The sequence below is a fragment of the Achromobacter sp. JCM 18799 genome (assembly GCF_055395645.1).
On sequence record NZ_AP043866.1, the window covers coordinates 1,051,173 to 1,065,950 of the forward strand.

Annotated in this window: 15 protein-coding genes; 7 read left to right on the forward strand and 8 right to left on the reverse strand. The window is 67.1% G+C overall.

Going from position 1 to position 14,778, the window contains the following annotated elements:
* Positions 1–23 precede the first annotated feature (23 nt).
* The 6 genes from ACZ5YA_RS05075 to ACZ5YA_RS05100 all read right to left on the reverse strand — a co-directional run bounded on the left by ACZ5YA_RS05075 (position 24) and on the right by ACZ5YA_RS05100 (position 6,115).
* Positions 24–965, reverse strand: a complete 942-nt coding sequence (locus ACZ5YA_RS05075; RefSeq protein ID WP_464092830.1) for a S66 peptidase family protein — start codon at positions 963–965, stop codon at positions 24–26.
* Positions 966–1,177: 212 nt separating this feature from the next.
* Positions 1,178–1,903 (reverse strand): RNA pseudouridine synthase, encoded by a 726-nt coding sequence (locus ACZ5YA_RS05080; protein WP_280015537.1) that lies wholly within the window; start codon positions 1,901–1,903, stop codon positions 1,178–1,180.
* Positions 1,900–2,049, reverse strand: a complete 150-nt coding sequence (locus tag ACZ5YA_RS05085; protein ID WP_306632670.1) for a hypothetical protein — start codon at positions 2,047–2,049, stop codon at positions 1,900–1,902. Before ACZ5YA_RS05085 ends, ACZ5YA_RS05080 begins: the two co-directional genes overlap by 4 nt.
* 121 nt (positions 2,050–2,170) lie before the next feature.
* Complete coding sequence (gene ydiK, locus ACZ5YA_RS05090) at positions 2,171–3,301, reverse strand: AI-2E family transporter YdiK (protein WP_059376105.1); 1,131 nt, start codon at positions 3,299–3,301, stop codon at positions 2,171–2,173.
* A gap of 156 nt (positions 3,302–3,457) precedes the next feature.
* Complete coding sequence (locus tag ACZ5YA_RS05095; RefSeq protein ID WP_464092145.1) at positions 3,458–4,906, reverse strand: MltF family protein; 1,449 nt, start codon at positions 4,904–4,906, stop codon at positions 3,458–3,460.
* 174 nt (positions 4,907–5,080) lie between these two features.
* Positions 5,081–6,115, reverse strand: coding sequence for a DNA-binding protein (locus ACZ5YA_RS05100; protein WP_464092146.1), 1,035 nt, complete (start codon positions 6,113–6,115; stop codon positions 5,081–5,083).
* A gap of 147 nt (positions 6,116–6,262) precedes the next feature.
* Here ACZ5YA_RS05100 and ACZ5YA_RS05105 point away from each other — a divergent pair, with 147 nt between their 5' ends.
* Positions 6,263–7,345, forward strand: a complete 1,083-nt coding sequence (locus ACZ5YA_RS05105; protein WP_464092147.1) for a site-specific integrase — start codon at positions 6,263–6,265, stop codon at positions 7,343–7,345.
* A gap of 47 nt (positions 7,346–7,392) precedes the next feature.
* Positions 7,393–8,943 carry a sensor domain-containing diguanylate cyclase gene (locus ACZ5YA_RS05110; RefSeq protein WP_464092148.1) on the forward strand — a complete coding sequence of 517 codons (1,551 nt, stop codon included), beginning with the start codon at positions 7,393–7,395 and terminating at the stop codon, positions 8,941–8,943.
* Positions 8,944–8,990: 47 nt separating this feature from the next.
* Here the strand turns inward: ACZ5YA_RS05110 and ACZ5YA_RS05115 are convergent, their stop codons facing one another.
* Positions 8,991–9,128, reverse strand: a complete 138-nt coding sequence (locus tag ACZ5YA_RS05115) for a hypothetical protein (protein ID WP_165867865.1) — start codon at positions 9,126–9,128, stop codon at positions 8,991–8,993.
* A gap of 381 nt (positions 9,129–9,509) precedes the next feature.
* Between ACZ5YA_RS05115 and ACZ5YA_RS05120 the strand changes: the two genes are divergently transcribed.
* The 3 genes from ACZ5YA_RS05120 (at position 9,510) to ACZ5YA_RS05130 (ending at position 12,273) form a co-directional block, all read left to right on the forward strand.
* Complete coding sequence (locus ACZ5YA_RS05120; RefSeq protein ID WP_059376095.1) at positions 9,510–10,022, forward strand: GFA family protein; 513 nt, start codon at positions 9,510–9,512, stop codon at positions 10,020–10,022.
* A 250-nt stretch (positions 10,023–10,272) separates the two neighbouring features.
* A complete protein-coding gene (locus ACZ5YA_RS05125) occupies positions 10,273–10,743 on the forward strand; it encodes a tripartite tricarboxylate transporter TctB family protein (protein ID WP_059376093.1) in 471 nt (156 codons plus the stop codon).
* A 3-nt stretch (positions 10,744–10,746) separates the two neighbouring features.
* On the forward strand, positions 10,747–12,273 hold the full coding sequence (locus ACZ5YA_RS05130) for a tripartite tricarboxylate transporter permease (protein WP_118933058.1): 1,527 nt from the start codon (positions 10,747–10,749) through the stop codon (positions 12,271–12,273).
* A gap of 55 nt (positions 12,274–12,328) precedes the next feature.
* Here ACZ5YA_RS05130 and ACZ5YA_RS05135 read toward each other — a convergent pair whose 3' ends face one another.
* Positions 12,329–12,649, reverse strand: a complete 321-nt coding sequence (locus tag ACZ5YA_RS05135; protein ID WP_280015528.1) for an Rdx family protein — start codon at positions 12,647–12,649, stop codon at positions 12,329–12,331.
* A gap of 73 nt (positions 12,650–12,722) precedes the next feature.
* On the opposite strand from ACZ5YA_RS05135, the gene ACZ5YA_RS05140 reads away from it, so the two are divergent.
* Together ACZ5YA_RS05140 and ACZ5YA_RS05145 are read left to right on the forward strand one after the other, a co-directional pair.
* Positions 12,723–13,922, forward strand: coding sequence for a multidrug effflux MFS transporter (locus ACZ5YA_RS05140; RefSeq protein ID WP_464092149.1), 1,200 nt, complete (start codon positions 12,723–12,725; stop codon positions 13,920–13,922).
* 53 nt (positions 13,923–13,975) lie between these two features.
* Complete coding sequence (locus tag ACZ5YA_RS05145) at positions 13,976–14,770, forward strand: enoyl-CoA hydratase (RefSeq protein WP_059376087.1); 795 nt, start codon at positions 13,976–13,978, stop codon at positions 14,768–14,770.
* The last annotated feature ends 8 nt before the right edge of the window (positions 14,771–14,778 follow it).

The following is a 14,778-nucleotide window of genomic DNA, read 5'->3' on the forward strand; positions in this document are numbered from 1 at the left end:
CCTCATTAATGGATCATTTCGGGTCACACCGCCACTGCTTGCTCCAGCCGCAATCCGCCACGCGCCGTGTCCAGCGTGACCTGTGCGCCCAACGGCAAGGTCAGGTTCGGATCGCCATGGCCGCTGGGCCATCCCGCCAGCACCGGAATGCCGCGCGAGCGGAACTGGTCGAGTATCAGCGGGTACAGCAGCCCCTGCGCCTGGGCATCGTCGCCCGGCACGCCCAGGATGCGCGTGAAGTTGCCGACCAGTACTCCCTTGAGGTCATCGAACTTGCCCGCCGCAGCCAACTGGCTCAACAGCCGGTCGATGCGAGGCAAGGCTTCGTTGACGTCCTCGATGAAAAGAATGGCGCCGCTGGTGTCGATTTCGCTATCGGACCCGATCAGTGCGCCGATCAGCGCCAGATTGCCGCCGATCAGCCGTCCGGTCGCCGTGCCCGGTATCAGTTCCGTGGCGGTGGCGTAAGGCGGCGGCGTGATCCACGCCCCCTGCCCCACCTGGCCGCTGATCATGGACAGCAGGTTCGATTCGGTGGGTTCGCGCTTGCCGGCCAGCAGGTCCTGCGCCAGCATCGGCCCGTGGAACGTGACGAAACCGGCGCGGCGCTGCATGGCCAGATGCAGGGCCGTGGTGTCGCTATAGCCGATGAACGGCTTGGGGTGGCGGCGCAGCAGATCGAAGTCCAGCTGATCCAGCAGGCGCCAGGAACCAAAGCCGCCTTGCAGGCACCAGACGGCGCCGATATCGGGCGCGGCGAACGCCGCATGCAGGTCGGCCAACCGGTCGGCGTCCGATCCCGCCAGATAGTCATAGGGGGCGTCTAGCCGTGAACGCGCGGCCGGCATGACCTGCGGCACGTAGCCGCGCGCGGACAGCCATTCGGCTGCTTCGTCCGCGGCATCCAGCGCGGCGGACGCGGGCGCCACGATGGCGATGCGCGCGCCGGGTTTGAGGGCGGGCACGGGGGCTGCGGCGCTGCTGACAACCGGGGGCGCGACGGAGCCGGGCTTGGCCGACTGCGGTGCGCGGCGCGGCGCAGGCTTGGGCGCCGCGCAGCCGGCCAAGGCGGCGGACAGGCACAGGGCGCCGGCATTGATCAAGAAACCCCGGCGTCCGGGATCGCGCTGTGGTCGCTGGCCTTGCTGCGCTTGTTCCATGGTCATCCCTGCTGCCGTCAGAAGCGTTCGTAGTCCAGGCGGTAGCGCCATTGCCCCAGGCCCAGGCCGGCCATCGGCAGGCGGCCGATGCGGATGCGGCGCAGGGCCTGCAGGCGCAATCCCGCCGCATCGCACACGTACTCGATGAAGCCGGGCGCGGGCGTCTTCAGGGCGAAGCGCAGATGGGTTTCGTTCTGCCAGCTGACCTTCATGGGCGTGGCGGCGCGGCCGTCGTAAGCCATGCCGCGCTGCAGGCGCGCCAGGTCGGCGGCGCTGAGCTGGCCGGACACCTGGGCCACGTACTCCTGCTCCACGTAACGCCCTTCTTCCACCAGCTTGCGGGCGATCGGGTATTCCTGCGTGTAGACGACCAGGCCGCTGGCTGCGCGCTCCAGCGGCGTGACCAGCTTCAGGCCATTGAACATGCGCTTCAGGTAGCGCTGCCCGGAACGGTCGCCGGGCATCAGGTTCTCAGGCAGGATCAGGTCGCGCGCGGAGCCGGGCTCGTCATTGGCGTAAAGGCCGGCGGGCTTGTGCAGCAGTACGGTCACGGGACGCGCGTCTTCCAGGCGCGCGCCCGGCAACAGGCCCACGGACTGGCCGGGCGCCACCCGATAGCCGGGCTCCTCGACCTGCTTGCCGTCCACGGCGGCCCAACCGCCCTCTATGTAGCGTTCCGCGTCGCCGCGCGAGCAGGACAGTTCGGAGGCCAGACGCTTGGCCAGGCGTACGCTTTCGCTCATCGCGCCACCGCCTTGTGCGGGAAAGCCGCGGGGCCGGGTGTGGAACCAGGCCGTGTATCGAGCCGTGCTTCGAGCCGTGCTTCGGGCAGGGCTTCGGACCAGGAAGAGTAGCCGCCTTGCAGCGGCGCCAGAGGGTGCATCGTCATGAGGTATTGCCGGGGTGTTGCCAGAAAAGCGGGCAATGCGCCCGCGACGTGAGGCAGATGTTACGCCCTTCCCTGGCAGGCTGCCCGGCGCGGCCTGGCTGGCAGCCGATGCCGGCGGCGTTCAGACCGGCGGAAATCCGGCGCGTTCCGCGGGCGTTGCGGCGGGCTCCGTTTCCGCGTCCAACGCGGCGGGCGGCGGCACTTCTTCGATCCAGGCGTTGAGCAGCGTATGGGTCACCGCCAGGATCACCGGGCCGATGAACAGGCCCACGATGCCGAAGGCAAACAGTCCGCCCAGCACGCCCACCAGGATCAGCAGCAAGGACAGGTTGACGCCGCGCTTGATGAGCAACGGCCGCAGCAGGTTGTCCAGCATCGCCACCAGCACCGCCCAGACCAGCAGGACCGCGGCCGCCAGCTTCATGTCGTTCTGGAACAACCAGACCACGCCAGCCAGCATCGGCAGGAATGGCCCCAGCTGCGCCAGGCACAGCATCACCATCAGCGCGGTAAGGATGCCGGCAGCCGGCACGCCCGCGATCCACAGGCCGATCCCGCCCAGCCCGGACTGCACCACGGCGGTCACGACGATGCCCAGCGCCACGGCGCGTATCGCCTGCCCGGCAAGCTTGACGGCCGCCAGGCCGCGCTGGCCCGCCAGCCGGTTGAAGAAGCGCCGCACGAAATCGACCGCCACCTCGCCCTTGGTATAGAGGATGCCGGCCACGACCACGGTGATCAGCATGTGCATCATGAAGGCGCCGACGATGGCGGCATGCCCGAGCAGCCAGGCCGCGGCGCTTGTCAGATACGGTTCGAGCTTGGCCAGCAGGCCGCCGGCGCCGGCGTCCGACAGGGTCTGCCATTCCTGCGCGATCTTGGGGCCGACCAGTGGAATGCCGTGGACCCAGGCGGGCGGCGCCAGCAGCGCGTAGTCGGGCAGGCTCTTGACCGCGGCCATGATCGAGCTGCTGTGCAAGGCCAGCGTCGAGATCACCTCGTAGAGCGGCAGCACGATGACGAACAGCAGGATGACCAGCATGGTCAGGGTACCCATCCAGCGCCGTCCGCCGCAATAGCGCTGGATCGCCAGCATGACCGGCCAGGTCGCCACGACGATCGTGGTGGCCCAGACCAGGCCGGGCAGGAACGGGCGCAGGATGTAGACGCTGCCTGCCATCAGGCCGGCCAGGATCACGATGACGAGGATGATGCGGGCGAGATCGACCGTCTGGCGTGGAAGAGGATTCAACCGCGGCTCCTGACAGGGCCGGCAGCCCTGATCTGTGGCGCATCGATGCCGGCGGGGCGTCTGCCGGATGGGTGCATGCGGATGCGCCTGTGGCGAATTTATCCGAAAAACCCGCGGATATACACCGTGGCGGCCCGCAAGCGGCGCCGCCTCCGGCTAGCGCGGCGTCCCCGCGCCGTCGCCCGCGCCCTGCGCGCGCACCAGCGTATAGGCGATGTAGTACTTGAAGATATTGCTCACGTATTGCACGGTTTCGCGCCCGATGCGCTCGGCCGCCACCCGCTCCACATTGTCGAACCAGACGTTCGGGTCCAGTCCGCTGGCGGCGGCTTCCTTGCGCAGCTGGTTGATCCGGGCGGGGCCGGCGTTATAGGAAGCGAAAGCGAACAGTCCCTTGTTCAAGTCCGTCATGGGCTCTTTCGCGTAGTACTGGTCGATCATGAAACGGATGTACTTGACGCCGGCGTGTATGTTGAACTCCTCGCGCCGGATATCGCCTACCTTCAGTTCCTTGCCGGTGGCCGGCATGATCTGCATGACGCCTATCGCCCCGACCGAGCTCTTGGCATCCTGGTCCAGCCGCGACTCCTGGTAGCCCTGGGCCATCATGAGCAGCCAGTCTATGTTGTATTCATCCCCGTACTTGCGGAAGAACTCCGCCAGGCGGTGGAACTTCTCGATTTCCTCGGGGTCGGTGGCGCCCTTCACCCATTTCACGGATTTCAGGTACTTGGTGAGCTGCTGGTTGCCGAAAGAGGTGCCGACGCGGTTCTTCTCCATGAAGGGGTTGAGCACCGCCGCGAGCTTGGGCGAGTTCTTGCGGAAGGCGAAGGCGATGTCGTTGCCCTTGTCGATCTCCAGGTTCGCGTAGACCTTGATCTGCGGGAAGATCTGCTTCCAGAAATTGGCCAGGTAGCGGTCGGCGACGGTGTACTTGACCAGATCCGCGCTGGCCATCTCCAGGATGTCATCGGTCTCGAAGTTGCCGGGCGCATCGCGGATGACCGCGGGCTTCAGGCCCCTGGCCTCCAGATCCGCGTTCAATGTCTTGACGCTGCCGTAGTAGCTGCTGACGGGGTTGATGAAGATTTCCTGCCCGGAAAGATCGTCCAGCGACTTGAGCTCGGGCGCGCCTGGCGAGGCCACGACCAGCTCCGGCACGCCCGACGCCAGCGGCGTGGAAAAATCGACCAGCTTCCGGCGTTCCTCGGTGACCGTCAGGTTGGCCGCGACGATGTCGCCCTTGCCCGCCAGCAGATCGGGAATCAGGCGTTCGCGCGAGGTCGGCAGAAGCACCACGTACACGCGGATGTTCTTGTTCTTGAGCTGCCGGTTCAGGTCGTTCTCGAACTCGGTCATCATCTCGGCGATGATGCCGCGCTGCGTGCCGCCCTTGTCCAGGAAATACAGGGTTTTGTTGTAAGGCACCAGCACGCGGACCTGCCTGCGCTTGACCATGCCGTCGAAATCCCCGGTCCAGGGCTTCATGTTGTAGGCCAGCGCCAGCGGGTCGCCTTTGCCCTTTGTCGCCTGGGTATACCCAGGCGATGGAGGCAGCCACAGCAACAGCGCGCAGAGCATCGAGGCAATCACGCGAAATGACATAGTTCCTCCGGCTGGCCGGGTTACTGCGTCGCTATATATATGTGCCGCGTGGCGGGGCGCGTTGCGCGCTTCGCCATGCCTATAACAATAATCCGAATCGGGTCGCCGGGGGCATGCAGCGCATCCTTTTGCCGCGAACCGCAAACGGTGATGCGCCAGGCTGCGCGCGCGGCGCTAGGCCCGCGGATGCTCCGGCCGCGCCTGCCCCGGATCCTGCCGCTGGACTTGCGCCAGCAGATGCCGGGTCAGTTCGCCCAGTTGCTCATCCTTCCCTTTCAGCTGCGCGAGGTAGTCGGACGCGCGTTGCTCGGCCGCCGCCAGCCGGGATTCCAGCGCCATTTCGCGTTCACGCGCTGCCGCCCGCGCCGCGCTGGCCGCGGCCTGATCGGCTTGCTGGCGCGCTTGCAGGGCCTGGATCTCGCCGCCCGCAGCCTGCGCCTTATGTTCGGCCTGGCGGCGCAGCTCCTGTTCCTGCTCCAGCGCCTTGCGCGCCTGCGCCGCCTGCTGCTGGCTGGCGGCCTGCGCCTCGTCCAGCCGGGTCTGCAAGCGTTTGACGGCGCCGCGTTCGCTGTCCAGTTCGTTCAGCCAGCGGCGCTCGTGGGCAGTGTGGCGGGTTTCCAGCGCGTCGAGCGCCTGGGCATGCTGGGTGCGGATCTTCTCGCTTTCCGCCAGCGCCGCCTGCGTGGCGCCGCGTGCGTCCTCCAGCTGCAGCTGGTTGCGCCTGAGCAGTTCATCGCGTTGGCGCAACTGCTGTTCGGCCGCCAGCAGCCGGTCTTCGGCGGCGGCCAATTGGGAAGTGGCCACCCTCAGGGCTTCCTGCAGATCCTGTTCGCGATGCGCAAGCTGGGCTTCGCGCTGCTGCAGCTGTTCGGCGTCGGAGGCGAGCTGCTCCCCTTCCCGCGCCAGTTCTTCCCAGCGACCGCGATAGGCCTGTTCCTGCTGCGCGCGGGCCTCGGCCAAGGCGGCTTCCCAGAAGTGCGAGGCCGCCTGCGCTACCGGGTCGGGTACGGCCGCGGGCGCCGCGAACGCGCCCGGGTCCTTGATGCGCGCGCCCAGCGAACGGAACCAGGTTTCGAGATAGGGGCTGACGGTGTTGGGCGAACCCCGGCCGATCTTCTGCCGCACCCGTTCGATGGTGGGCCGCGCGCCCTCCAGCAGCAAGGCGTCGGCGGCGGTCCAGACGTCAGTTTCGGTAATTCCGGTGGCCATGCGCGTGCTCCGTGCCGGATTCGGCATCTGTAGGATAATTACCCACGATAATGGAACCTTATCGTGGGTAAATTGATATTAATGTTAGATATCATACAGCATACATAATAATATGTATGAAATATGATTTTTCCACCCTCTTCAACCATGACACAGCTGAAAACGCAGGCGCCGCTTCCCGCTCTGGACCCGCTGACCCTGGACGCCCAGGCCGACGCTGCCGCCCGCGCCCTGATGCGCGAAGGCAGTTCGGCCAACACGGTCGCCAGCTACCGCGCCGCCATCCGCTACTGGAGCGCCTGGTTCGAACTGCGCTACGCCCGTCCCTTTGCCCTGCCCTTGCCGGAAGCCGCCGTGGTCCAGTTCGTGGTCGACCATGCGCAGCGGTCCACCGAGCAAGGCCTGAAATGGGAATTGCCGCTGGCGTTGGACCAGGAACTGGTCCGGCTCAAAGCCAAAGGCAGGCTGGGTGCGCCCAGCCTCAACACGCTGTTGCAGCGCATCTCCGTGCTGTCCAAGGCGCACGAACTTCAAGGCCACCCCAACCCCTGCCGCGCGGCCGCGGTGCGCGAACTGCTTGCCAGGACGCGGCGCGCCTACGCCCGGCGCGGCGTGGCGCCCGCCAAGAAGGTGGCGCTGACGCGCGAACCGCTGGAGGCCATGCTGGCCACCTGCGACGACTCGCTGCGCGGGCTGCGCGACCGCGCCCTGCTGCTGTTCGCCTGGGCCAGCGGCGGGCGCAGGCGCTCCGAAGTCGTGCACGCCACGATGGAAAACACGCGGCGCACGGCCGAGGGCTTTCTGTACGCGCTGGCGTACTCCAAGACCAACCAGGCGGGCGCCCACCGCGCCAATGACCAGAAGCCCATCGTGGGCGTAGCTGCGCAGGCGCTCGATGCCTGGCTGCGCGCCAGCGGCATCACGCAAGGTCCGCTGTTCCGGCGCGTGCGGCGCGGCGACGTGCTGGGCGAGCCGCTGGCCGCGGCCGCGGTGCGGGACATCGTGCGGGAACGCTGCAAGCTGGCCGGCCTGGAAGGCGAGTTTTCGGCGCACAGCCTGCGATCCGGATTCGTGACCGAGGCCGGGCGGCGGAACGTGCCGCTGGGCGACACCATGGCCATGACCGGACACGCCAGCGTGGCCACCGTCATGGGCTACTTCCGCGCCGGGGCGGCGGCCGAATCGCCCGCGGCCCGGCTGTTGGACGAGCCGGACGCCCCGCGCGGGTAAAATCCCGCGCACTCGCCGCAACCTGAATCCTGCCCGACACGATCTTCATGCGAATCAACCTACGCGGGCTGGTGCTTGCGCTTACCGTATGCAGCGCCCTCGCCGCCACCGCCAACGCCCTGTACGCCAGTTATCGGGTGCAGCGCGAACAGCTCATCGCCAATACGCTGGAATCCAACCGGGTGTATGCCGCCAAGCTGGCCGAGAGCGCGGGCACTTTCCTGGAATCGGCCCTGCAGCAACTGGAGTACAGCGCCCGCCATGTCGCCTGGCGCTTCGATGCGCCGGAGGTCCTGAACGCGGAAGTCGCGCGCCTGCGGGAGCAGACGGACAGCTTCAACTCGGTCGCCATCATCCGCGCCGACGGCGTCATGGTGGCGGCCAGCCAGGCCATCCGCAGCTTCCAGGGAACGCGGGTCGACAATGCCGCCAGCCGCATGGCGCTGCAAACGCGCAAGCCCCTGATCAGCAAGCCCTATGTGTCGGTCGCCGGCAACCTGTTGATCAACGTCTCGTATCCCATTCATTCGGAGAGCGGCGTCTACCTGGGCTATGTCTCTGGCACGATCTACCTGCGCAACGAAGGCGCCCTGCACAACCTGCTGGGCAAGCATCCGTATCAGGACGGCTCCTATCTGTACGTGGTGGATCACGAGGGGCGGCTGATCTATCACGCCGAGAGCGGGCGCGTTGGCGAGGACGTCACCGGCAATCCCGTGGTGGCCGCGGTGATGCGCGGCGAAGACGGCGCGCAGCGCCTGATCAACACGCGCGGGGTGGACATGCTGGCCGGCTACGCGCATGTTTCGCGCAGCGGCTGGGGCGTGATCGCGCAGCGCCCCGCGCTGGCCACGCTGGAGCCCTTGCACGATCTCATCTGGGCGCTGATCCGCTACGCGGCGCCCTTCGCGCTGTTGTTCCTGCTGGCCATCTGGTGGTGCGCGCGCAAGATTTCGCAGCCGCTATCGCAACTGGCGACCAACGTCGAGCACCATGACATGGCGGTGGCCATGCAGCGGGTGCGCTCGGTGAAAGCCTGGTATTTCGAGGCGCAGCGCCTCAAGCGCGCAGTGATCCGCAGCTACACCAACCTGCAGGACAAGATCGGCCAGCTCAATCAGGCCAGCATCACCGATCCGCTGACCGGGCTGCGCAACCGCCGCGGCATGCGGCAGGCGGTGGACGCGCTGCAGGCGGCCGACACGCCCTTTGCCGTGATCGCCTTGGACATCGACCATTTCAAGCGGGTCAATGACACCTACGGCCATACGGCGGGCGATGAAGTGATACAGGGAATGGCGCAGTTGATGCGCGACTGTTCGCGCCCGACCGACATGCTCTGCCGCAACGGCGGCGAGGAGTTCCTGATCCTGCTGCCCGCGGCGGGCCCCAGGGAGGCCACGGGCATGGCCGAGCGCCTGCGCAAGGCGACGGAGATGCGCCGCTTGAGCGGCGCCCCGGAAATCACGGTGTCAGCCGGCGTGGCGCACTGGCCGGCGGGCGGCGCGGATGTGGAGCCGGTTTTTCAGGCGGCCGATGCCGCGCTGTACGCGGCCAAGCAGCAGGGGCGCAATCGCGTGGTGACGCACGCGGGCTGACGCCCCTGCCCGCCCGGCGGCTATTTCAGGGTTGTGGCAACGCCCGGTCAGGCGTCCTGGTCTTCGGCGGCATCGGCGTCCGCGGCAACGGTCTTGATGTCCGCGTCCTTATTGGTCTCGGGCGCCTTCCAGTCCAGGGGAGGAATCTCGAATTGCCACTTCTTGCCAACGAGTTGATGAGACATGAACGTTCTCCTGTTCAGGACGCATGGCTTTCCCCCGCGCAAAGCGCAATGCATGAGATTCGTGCGTGCCATGGATGCTGTTCCCAATGGATGCCATCGGGGCGCGGGGGGCATGCGCGCAGGCAACGCAAACGAAAATGGCGGCCGCGGCCGCCAGCGACTTTTTCGGCGCTTGGTTTATTGTAATTTTGCCGAAAGTTGATGTATTTTAGCATCATATTGCCTGCAAAAGCAATAGCATCGCCGGCGGCCGCGATACCGGTCCCGCCGCCCTGCCCTGGTGACGTTGACGCAAATCCCCCCGCAGCGTGACGCGATCGCCACTGCCCGGCGGCCAGCGGCCTCAATACACTGGATGCGCACCTTCCCAGGAGACGCATCGTGACTCAGGCTCCCATCGAAGGCGGCTGCGATTGCGGCGCGGTCCGCTACCGCCTCGCCAGCCCGCCCATGTTTGTCCATTGCTGCCATTGCACCGTGTGCCAACGGCACTCCGGCACCGCCTTTGCGATGAACGCGGTGATCGAATCCGACCGCGTGCAGCGCCTGCGGGGCGAGGTGCGCCGCCATCCCGCGGACAAGAACGCCAATGATGGCGAGACCGTCGTGGTCGTGCGTTGCGCGGCCTGCCTCGGCCTGCTGTGGAGCCATCACCCGGGTTACGGCGAAACGGTGGCGCTGATCTACGCGGGCACGCTGGACCGCGCCGCCGACTTCCCGCCTGGCGCGCATTGCTTCGTGCGTTCCAGGCACCCATGGGTGGGCATACCGGATGACGTGCCGGCGGCCGAAGCGTTCTACGACATGGACGCCTGCTGGCCCCTGGCCGCCCGGCAGCGCCTGGACGTCGCGTTGGCCGGCAGCCCGCGCAAGCCCTGGACGCCCAAGGGCTGAGAACCCGCCGCCGCGGCGCGCGGCGCATAGCCGCAACAAACGCTTGCGCGCAGCGCATCGGCCCTGCCCGCCATTCTCGCGGGCTTAGGGATTTCCCCCGTTTTTGCCGAAAAAAACGCCTGTTTGGCGCATTGCCCGTGCGCCTGAAAGGTGAACGGAAGTTTGAATTCCTAGACTTCCGCGTTCATTCAAAAGTCAGCTTTTGTTCAGAACGTAGTCAGGCAAAAGCACAACAACGGGAGGACTACAGATGCAATCCAAACGCAGCGCCGCGCGGCGCGAGGTCTGGGCAGCCGGCACGATGATCGTGCTGGGCCTGGGCGCCATCGCGCAGGCATCCACCTACAACATCGGCAGCCTGGCGCGCATGGGGCCGGGGATGTTCCCCGCGATCCTGGGCGTGCTGCTGGTGCTGTTGGGCCTGATGATCGCGCGCATGGCGGCGGCGCCCGCGGCACCCGATGAGGACGCCGAAGACGAGCCCCCGCCCGACTGGCGCGGCTGGGGCTGCATCATCGGCGGACTGATGACCTTCATCCTGCTGGGCAAGTATGGCGGCCTGGTGCCCGCGACCTTTGCGCTGGTCTTCATTTCCGCGATGGGCGACCGCCAGCACACGCCGCGTAGCGCGGCGCTGCTGGCCGCCGGCGTAACCGTGCTGGGCGTGGCCGTTTTCTCTTGGGCGCTGCAACTGCAGTTTCCGCTGTTCCGCTGGGGCTGATCGATGGAAATCTTCAACAACCTGATGCACGGGTTCTCCGTCGCCTTCGCGCTGGACAACCTCATGTGGGCCGTATTCGGCGTGTTCATGGGCAACCTTATCGGCGTGCTGCCGGGCATGGGCGTGCTGGCCGCGATCTCCATCCTGCTGCCGCTGACCTACACCATGACGCCCACGGCGGCGCTGGTGATGCTGTCGGGCATCTACTACGGGTCGCAGTACGGCGGCGGGATTACCTCCATCATGCTGAACCTGCCCGGCACCGCGTCGCACGCGGTGGCCTGCCTGGACGGCAATCCGCTGGCGCGCAACGGCAAGGCCGGCTCGGCGCTGTTCATGCTGATGTTCTCGTCGTTCTGCGGCGCGTCGGTCGGCATTCTGGCGATGATCCTGTTCTCCCCTATGCTGGTGGACGTGGCCTTCAAGTTCGGCCCCGCCGAGTACTTCTCCATGATGATGCTGGGCCTGCTGGCCGGCGCCACCTTGGCCAAGGGATCGGCGATCAAAGGCGTGGCGATGGTGGTGGTGGGTCTGCTGCTGGGCGTGGTGGGCACCGACGTCAACACCGGCACGATGCGCTTTCACTTCGGCATCCTGGAGTTGTCCGACGGCCTGCAGATCGTGGCGCTGGCCATGGGTCTCTTCGGCGTGGCGGACTTCCTGAAGAACATTAACCGCATCGGCGGCGACGCCAAGGTGACCACCGCCAAGATCAGCATGAAGTCGATGCGGCCCGAGGCTGGCGACATCAAGCAGTCGCGCGGCGCGCTGGTGCGCGGCACGGCCATCGGCGCGGCTTTTGGCATCCTGCCCGGCACCGGTCCCACCATCGCCTCGTTCATTTCGTATGCGACGGAAAAGAAGGTGGCGCGCGAGCCGCGCCGCTTCGGCCGCGGCGCCATCGAGGGCATCGCCGGACCGGAAGCGGCCACCAGCGCGTCGACCCAGACCAGCTTCATTCCCACCATGAGCCTGGGCATCCCCGGCGATCCGGTGATGGCGCTGATGCTGGGCGCGCTGATCATCCACGGCATCCAGCCGGGACCCCAGATGATGGTGGAGCACGCCGACATGTTCTGGGGGCTGATCGCCAGCTTCTGGGTGGGCAACGTCTTGTTGCTGCTCTTGAACCTGCCGCTGATCGGCATGTGGGTGCGGCTCCTGACGGTGCCGTTCCGCTACCTGTTCCCGGCGGCGCTGTTCTTTGTCTGCGTGGGCGTCTACAGCACCAACAACAATCTGTTCGACGTGGCCATGGTGACCTTGTTCGGCGCGGCGGGCTACGCGCTGATCCGCATGCGCTTCGAACCCGCGCCGCTGTTGCTGGGCTTTGTGCTCGGCCCCATGGTGGAAGAGAACTTCCGCCGCGCCCTGCTGCTGTCGCGCGGCGACCTGACGATCTTCGTCTCGCGGCCCATCAGCCTGGGCTTCGTGGTGGCGTGCGTGGGCTTGATTGCGCTGCTGGTGGTGTCGGCCATGCGCCAACGCAAGCAGCGCGCGGGCCTGGCGCAAGCGGAGTCTTCCGCCTGAAGCCTGCGGCTGCGTGGCAACGGGCCGGCTCTTGCGGGGCCGGTCCGCATGCGCTTCAGGTGTCGGGCGCGGCCAGCGGGCCGGCGGAGTGGCCGTCGATATGGCCCAGCGTGCGGCCGGGATCGAGGCGGTCGCGCACGCGTTGCTTCAGTTCCTTGGCCGAGGGGAAGCCGCCATCGCTCTTGCGGTCCCAGATCAGGTCGCCGTTGTAGGTGACCTGGAAGATCCCGCCGGTGCCAGGCTGCAGCACGACCTCGCCCAGATCGGTCGAAAACGTGGACAGGAGTTCCTGGGCCATCCAGCCGGCGCGCAGCAGCCACTGGCACTGCGTGCAGTAATGGATGACGATGCGGGGACGCAGGGCGGGTGTGTTCATAGCTGGGAGATTCTACGCCGGTTCATGGATAATATCGGGTTTTCCCGGGTCCGCAATGGACCCCGAGCCTGCCATGAAGTCTGCATTATCCCCTCGCGGCCAACGCTGGCTGATCGGTCTCCTGATGGGACTGGTCACGCTTACGCCCATGGGCATCGATATCTATCTGCCCTCCTTGCCCGTCATGGCGCAGGATTACGGCCAGCCAGTCTCCGCGCTGCAAGCCAGCATCACCCTCTTCATCTTCGCCGTGGGCGTGGGCCAGGTGCTGATCGGTCCGCTGGCCGACCGCTATGGCCGGCGGCCCGTGGCGCTGGGCGGCGCGCTGGCCTATCTGCTGGGCTCGGCGCTGGGCGCCGCGGCCACGTCGCTGGACGTGTTCTATGTTGCCCGCGTGATCCAGGGGCTGGGCGCGTGCTCGGCCTCGCTGGTCGCCTTTGCCGCGGTCCGTGATTGCTTCAGCCCCGCAGTCGGCGCGCGCGTCTACAGCTATTTGAACGGCGCCTTGTGCACCGTGCCTGCGCTGGCGCCCATGGTGGGCGGCGCGCTGGCCGTGCACGCGGGCTGGCGCAGCACCTTCGTCTTCATGGTGCTGTTCGCCTTGACCCTTGCGGGATTCCTGGCGATCCGCTTCGAGGAAACCCGCGCCGCGCCGCCCAAGCCCCACGGCGCGCTCTACAGCCTGCGCCGCTATGCGCCGATCGCGGCCAGCGGACGCTTTCTGTATTTCGCGGCGTTCGGCATGGCCGGCATGGCGATGATCCTGGTGTTCGTGTCCGCCGCGCCGGTAGTGCTGGTGCAGCAGCTGGGCTATTCCGAACTGGGCTTCTCCGCCTGGTTCGGCGGCAACGCGGCGATCAATATCGGCGCCTTCTTCCTGGCCCCTGCCTTCATCGCGCGTTTTGGCCGCCACACCATGGTGCGCGTGGGCATGGCCGCCCTGCTTGCGGCCGCCGCCATGCACCTGGCCGCGTGGCTGTGGCTGCCCCTGTCGGCCTGGGTCTTCATGTTGCCGGTGGCGGTGTTGACCGTGGGCTTTTCGCTGGCGCTGGGGTCCGGGCTGAGCCTGGCGCTGGAGCCCTTCGCCGAGCGCGCCGGCACCGCGGCCGCGGTCTATGGCCTGTTCCAGATGAGCGGATCGGCCGTCATCGCCACTCTCTTGCTGGACAGCGGCATGGCGCCGCAAGCGGCGATGGCGCTGATCGGCGCGGTCGTCGTCGGGCCGCTGCTGTGCCTGTCGCCGGGCATGGCGCGGCGTCTGGCGGCGGGCTGACGCCGATCGGCGTATGCCTCTACTATCCAGGGATAGCCCACCCTGGAGACGACATGAACAACGAAGCAGCGGCGCAAGAGCCGATCCTGGCGCGCCACGCCGAAGACGGCGTGGTGACGCTGCGCCTGAACCGCCCCGGGCAGTTCAACGCGCTGTCCGAAGGCCTGCTGGCCGCGCTGCAAGCGGAGATCGACGCGCTGTCGCGCGATGCCGGCGTGCGCTGCGTGGTGCTCGAATCCAGCGGCCGGGCGTTCTGCGCCGGCCACGACCTGCGCGAAATGCGCAGCCAGCCATCGCTGGATTACTACCGCGACCTCTTCAGGAAATGCAGCGCCGTGATGCAGGGTTTGCAGGCCTTGCCGGTGCCGGTGATCGCCAAGGTGCACGGCATCGCCACCGCGGCAGGCTGCCAGCTGGTGGCCAGCTGCGACCTGGCCGTGGCGGCCGACACGGCGAAGTTCGCGGTATCCGGCATCAACGTCGGCCTGTTCTGCTCCACGCCCGCCGTCGCGCTCAGCCGCAACGTATCGGCCAAGCGCGCCTTTGAAATGCTGGTGACGGCGCGCTTCATCGATGCTGGCCAGGCCAGGGATTGGGGCCTGATCAACGACGCGGTGCCCGAGGCGCAGCTGGACCAGCGCGTGCGCGCGCTGGTCGACGACATCCTGGCCAAGAGTCCTGCTGCCATCCGTTACGGCAAGCGCATGTTCTACAAGCAGCGGCAGATGGCGCTGGCGGATGCCTATGACTACGCGGGCGACGTGATGGCGCGCAACATGATGGAAGCCGACGCCTGCGAAGGCATAGACGCCTTCCTGCAAAAACGCCCGCCGCGCTGGCAGTCCTGATTCAACGC

What these genes read in the sequence shown, in the direction of transcription:
- ACZ5YA_RS05080 (WP_280015537.1), bottom strand. Translation starts at nt 1,903, where the DNA reads ATGAGCGAAAGCGTACGCCTGGCCAAGCGTCTGGCCTCCGAACTGTCC.
- ACZ5YA_RS05085 (WP_306632670.1), bottom strand. Translation starts at nt 2,049, where the DNA reads ATGACGATGCACCCTCTGGCGCCGCTGCAAGGCGGCTACTCTTCCTGG.
- ACZ5YA_RS05095 (WP_464092145.1), bottom strand. Translation starts at nt 4,906, where the DNA reads ATGTCATTTCGCGTGATTGCCTCGATGCTCTGCGCGCTGTTGCTGTGG.
- ACZ5YA_RS05100 (WP_464092146.1), bottom strand. Translation starts at nt 6,115, where the DNA reads ATGGCCACCGGAATTACCGAAACTGACGTCTGGACCGCCGCCGACGCC.
- ACZ5YA_RS05105 (WP_464092147.1), top strand. Translation starts at nt 6,263, where the DNA reads ATGACACAGCTGAAAACGCAGGCGCCGCTTCCCGCTCTGGACCCGCTG.
- ACZ5YA_RS05110 (WP_464092148.1), top strand. Translation starts at nt 7,393, where the DNA reads ATGCGAATCAACCTACGCGGGCTGGTGCTTGCGCTTACCGTATGCAGC.
- ACZ5YA_RS05115 (WP_165867865.1), bottom strand. Translation starts at nt 9,128, where the DNA reads ATGTCTCATCAACTCGTTGGCAAGAAGTGGCAATTCGAGATTCCTCCC.
- ACZ5YA_RS05125 (WP_059376093.1), top strand. Translation starts at nt 10,273, where the DNA reads ATGCAATCCAAACGCAGCGCCGCGCGGCGCGAGGTCTGGGCAGCCGGC.
- ACZ5YA_RS05130 (WP_118933058.1), top strand. Translation starts at nt 10,747, where the DNA reads ATGGAAATCTTCAACAACCTGATGCACGGGTTCTCCGTCGCCTTCGCG.
- ACZ5YA_RS05135 (WP_280015528.1), bottom strand. Translation starts at nt 12,649, where the DNA reads ATGAACACACCCGCCCTGCGTCCCCGCATCGTCATCCATTACTGCACG.
- ACZ5YA_RS05140 (WP_464092149.1), top strand. Translation starts at nt 12,723, where the DNA reads ATGAAGTCTGCATTATCCCCTCGCGGCCAACGCTGGCTGATCGGTCTC.
- ACZ5YA_RS05145 (WP_059376087.1), top strand. Translation starts at nt 13,976, where the DNA reads ATGAACAACGAAGCAGCGGCGCAAGAGCCGATCCTGGCGCGCCACGCC.